We start from the raw sequence: 4177 nt of genomic DNA, 5'->3' as shown, positions 1-4177 counted from the left end.
CTCTCCGAGAACGCGGCGAAGAAGCCGGGGTCGGCCTGCGAGACGTAGGCGAGGGCGCTGAGCACCGCGCGCCGCACGTGTTCCTTTTCCCGATCGGTGTATTCAGCCATGGCGCCATGTTCCACGACCGCACCGGTCGTTGTCACCCCTTGTCAGCCTCCGAAGGTGCGGTGGGTGGCGCGGTCCGCGGCACGCGGGCGCCCACGCGTGGATCCCACACGGCGCCCGGACGCCGCTCCCCCCGCAGCTGCTCCACCAGGGTCGTCACGGCGTCCATGATCCGCGTGGTCGCTTCGCGGAGGGCGGCTGCGTCCTCGTCGCGCCCGGCCAGGTCACCGAGCGGTACGGGGTCGCCCATGACGATCTGGATGCGCTGCCCGGGGCGGGGGAAGGTGAGCGTGCGGCCCGGCATGACGCGGTGGGTGCCCCAGTGGGCGACCGGGATGACCGGCGCGCCGGTGGCCAGCGCCAGCCGCGCGACACCGGTGCGTCCCTGCTGGGGCCAGAGATCCGGGTCGTGGGTGCGGCCGCCCTCGGGGTAGATCACGATGCACTCGCCCCGCTCCAGCGCCGCGCGCGCGTGGACGAGGGCGTCCTTGGCGCGCACGGTGTTGCGCTCCACGGGGATCTGACGGCAGCGGCGGCCGAGCCAACCGATCGGGAAGACCTTCCACAGTTCCGCCTTGCCGAGATAACGGGGCCAGCGGCCCGACCAGATCAGGTAACGGCCCACCGCCACCACATCGACGTAGCTCACGTGGTTGGCCGCGACGATCACGGGCTGACCCGCCGGGGGAAGCTGCGCGGCGGCGTCCCACTCCTCACGGGTGAACAGGCGCAGCGCGACCCGCACGACCTGCGCGAGGTGACGGTAGGTCGCGGGCTCGCCCGCCGGCGTGCGCGTGCGCAGGGGCGTGCGGCTACGATCGGACGCCGCCTCCCGGCTCAGTGCGCGCATCGGGACTCCGCGAGGTCGGCGAGGCTGCGAACCATGGCATCCGGGTCGGCAGCCGAGAACACGGCCGAGCCCGCGACGAAGACGTCGGCGCCGGCGTCCACGCACCGCTCGATGGTGGCGGGACCGATGCCGCCGTCGACCTGGATCCAGATCTGTCGGCCGGATGCCGCCACCAGTTCGCGGGTCCGGCGGATCTTGGGCAGCATCGCGTCGAGGAACGGCTGGCCCCCGAAGCCGGGATCGACCGTCATGAGGAGCACCATGTCGAACTCGGCGAGCAGGTCGCGAAGCGGCTCCACGGGCGTCTGGGGGCGCAGCCCGATCGCCGCCCGCGCCCCGGCCGATCGGATGGCGCGCGCCGTCCGCACGGGTGCCTGGGACGCCTCGAGGTGGAAGGTGACCGACTGGCAGCCGGCCTCCGCGTAGGACGGCGCCCACCGATCGGCCTGCTCGATCATCAGGTGGAGGTCGAGGAACGCGTCCGGGTGGGCGGCCCGCACGCACTCCACCACGGGCAGGCCGAACGTGAGGTTGGGGACGAAGTGGTTGTCCATCACGTCCAGGTGGACACCGGCCGCGCTGGGGATGCGAGCGATCTCGGCGTCCAGCCGGGCGAGGTCGGCGTTGAGGACGCTCGGGTGGATGCGCGTAGACACAGTGGTCACCCTAGCGATCCCCTGCGCCCGCCGGGGTCTCAGGCGCGGTCGCCGACCTCGGTGGTCCAGAGGTCGCCGGGCACCGCGAGGTCCATCTCGGACCCCTCGGGCAGGTACAGGGTGCGCTCCATGGGCGGGATGCCCTGCTGCGCCTGGAAGTCCTTCAGAACGGCGACGGCCCGCTTGCCCAACAGCGCGAGGGCGAACAGGTTGATGACGGCCATGATGCTCATCGCCACGTCGGCGAGGGACCACACGAAGCCGAGCGACTGCACCGAACCCCAGAACGTGGCCACCACGACGAGGAGGCGCATGACGAGGTTGCCGACGTGCCCACCCCCGAGGAAGTCCTGGTTGACCTCGGCGTAGGTGTAGTTGCCCAGCACCGAACTGAAGGCGAACACGAAGATCAGGATCGCCATGACCGGCATCACCCAGCCGCCCAACTCGGACGACAGCGCCGTCTGGGTGAGGGTGGCGGCCACGTCACGCGAGGTGACGCCCGGGGTGTAGACGTCGGGGCTGGACAATAGGATCATGAGGGCCGTCGCGGTGCAGACCATGATGGTGTCGACGAACACGCCGGCCGACTGGATCAGGCCCTGCTGCACGGGGTGGCTCGCGTTGGCCGTCGCCGCCGCGTTGGGCGCCGAACCCATGCCGGCCTCGTTGGAGAACATGCCGCGCTTCACGCCGTTGAGCAGGGCCGCGAGCATGCCGCCGGTGACGCCACCCGCCAGCTCCTCGAAGCCGAAGGCCCCCGCGAAGATCCGCGTCAGCGCGCCGGGGATGTCGGGGGCCCGGACCACGAGCACGAACAGGGCCAACAGCACGTAGACGCCGGCCATGATCGGCGCCATCCACTCGGTCACGCGCGCCACGGACTTGATGCCGCCGAACACGATCGCGGCGGTGAGCACCGCGAGGCCGATGGCGGTCCACAGCGGCGGGACACCCCAAGTGCCCTCGACGACCCCCGCGATCGTGTTGGCCTGCACCATGTTGAACGAGAAGCCGAACGTGAAGATGAGGCAGGCGGCGAACACGCTGCCCAGCCAGTGGATGCCGAGACCCCGGGTGATGTAGTAGGCGGGGCCGCCGCGGAAGGTGTGGTCGTCGCCGTGGCGGATCTTGTACAACTGCGCCAGCGTGGCCTCGACGAACGCGGTGGCCATGCCGAGCAGCGCCATGACCCACATCCAGAAGATGGCCCCCGGGCCGCCGAGGGTGAGCGCGATCGCGACGCCGACGATGTTGCCCGTGCCGACGCGCGAGGCCAGCGACACGGCGAACGCCTGGAAGCTCGAGATGCCCTCGCCCTGGTTGCTGCGCGAGGAAAAGATCGTCTTCCACATGGTGCCAAAGAGCCGGAACTGGACGCCGCGGGTCAGCACGGTGAAGATCAGGCCGGCGCCGGACAGGGTGAAGACCAGAACCCAGGTGAGCTGTTCGTTGAGCCAGCCGACGATGCTGTCCGCCATGGGGTCGACCCCTTTCTGAAAGTGAACGAGAGCGGGGCAACTCTAGGGGCTACGCCCGGAAATCACCGCCCACGAGGGGTTCTGTTGCCATTTCGTCGCATGAGGGCGAGGAACATCGCGTCGGTGCCGTGCCGGTGCCCCCACAGTTGGAGGTACGGCCCGTCGGCCGCAGCCGCCACCTCGGCGAGCGTGGCCGGGGCGTCCAACAGGCTGGCGTCGGGGCGCTCGGCCAGCACGGCGGCCACGACGTCGCGGGTCTCGGCGCGGTGGGGCGAGCAGGTGACGTAGGCGACGACCCCGCCGGGGGCGGCGGCGTCCAGCGCGGAGTGCAGCAGCGCCCGCTGCAACGGGACGAGCGCGGCCAGATCGGCCGGGGTGCGTCGCCAGCGCGCCTCCGGACGCCGCCGCAGAGCCCCCAGCCCGGTGCAGGGCACGTCGGCCATGACCTTCGCGAAGACCCCCGGGGGCCACGCGGGCCGGGTGCCATCGGCAGCCACGACGGCGGGCCGGTGGGGATCGGGATAGGCCCGCAGCGCCTGGGCCACGAGTTGGGCGCGGTGCGGCTGCAGTTCTGACGCCAGCAGCCGGGTCCCTGCCGACCGGGCCAGGCCTGCGAGCAGGGCGGCCTTGCCGCCCGGTCCGGCGCACAGGTCGAGCCAGGGGCCGGCCGCGGCGGCGTCCTGCCGGGCCAGGGCCCAGGCGACGAGTTGGCTGCCCTCGTCCTGGACGCCGGCGCGACCCTCGCGGACGGCCGGCACGTCCCCGGGGTTGCCCGGCCGCGCCACCCCGAACGGGCTGTGCGGCAAGGGTGTCCCGTCGAGCTCGGCGACTTCTGCCAGGCCCGGCCGGACGACGAGATGGGTCACGGGGGCGACGTTGTCGGCCGCGAGCGCCGCCTCGGCCTCGTCGCCGAGGCGCTCGATGTAGGCGTCGACGATCCAGCGCGGGTGGTGGGTGCGCAGGGCGAGCGCGTCGAGGGGGTCCAGACCGGCGCTGAGCAGGTCCACCCAACCCGCCAGGTCTCGGGCCGACACCTTGCGCAAGACCGCGTTGACCAACCCGGCGACCTTCTCCCCCACCTC

General features: G+C 72.0%; 4 protein-coding genes. All 4 read right to left on the bottom strand.

What is annotated here, in order from left to right; translation table 11 throughout:
- Positions 1-142: 142 nt before the first annotated feature.
- Positions 143-958 carry a lysophospholipid acyltransferase family protein gene (locus tag Q1K57_RS02510; protein WP_300078657.1) on the bottom strand — a complete coding sequence of 272 codons (816 nt, stop codon included), beginning with the start codon at positions 956-958 and terminating at the stop codon, positions 143-145.
- The gene (rpe, locus tag Q1K57_RS02505) at positions 946-1614 is read right to left on the bottom strand and encodes a ribulose-phosphate 3-epimerase (RefSeq protein ID WP_300078659.1); all 669 of its coding nucleotides are present in this window, start codon (positions 1612-1614) and stop codon (positions 946-948) included. Before rpe ends, Q1K57_RS02510 begins: the two co-directional genes overlap by 13 nt.
- A 38-nt stretch (positions 1615-1652) precedes the next feature.
- Positions 1653-3095, bottom strand: coding sequence for an alanine/glycine:cation symporter family protein (locus tag Q1K57_RS02500; protein ID WP_300078655.1), 1443 nt, complete (start codon positions 3093-3095; stop codon positions 1653-1655).
- 62 nt (positions 3096-3157) lie between these two features.
- Positions 3158-4177 (bottom strand): RsmB/NOP family class I SAM-dependent RNA methyltransferase (locus tag Q1K57_RS02495; protein WP_300078652.1); only part of this gene is annotated, 1020 nt, incomplete at its 5' end.

It is taken from the genome of Propioniciclava sp., from assembly GCF_029977985.1.
Lineage (GTDB): Bacteria > Actinomycetota > Actinomycetes > Propionibacteriales > Propionibacteriaceae > Propioniciclava.
Note: the sequence above shows the minus strand (reverse complement) of the source record. Positions and strands in the feature narration are given on the sequence as shown.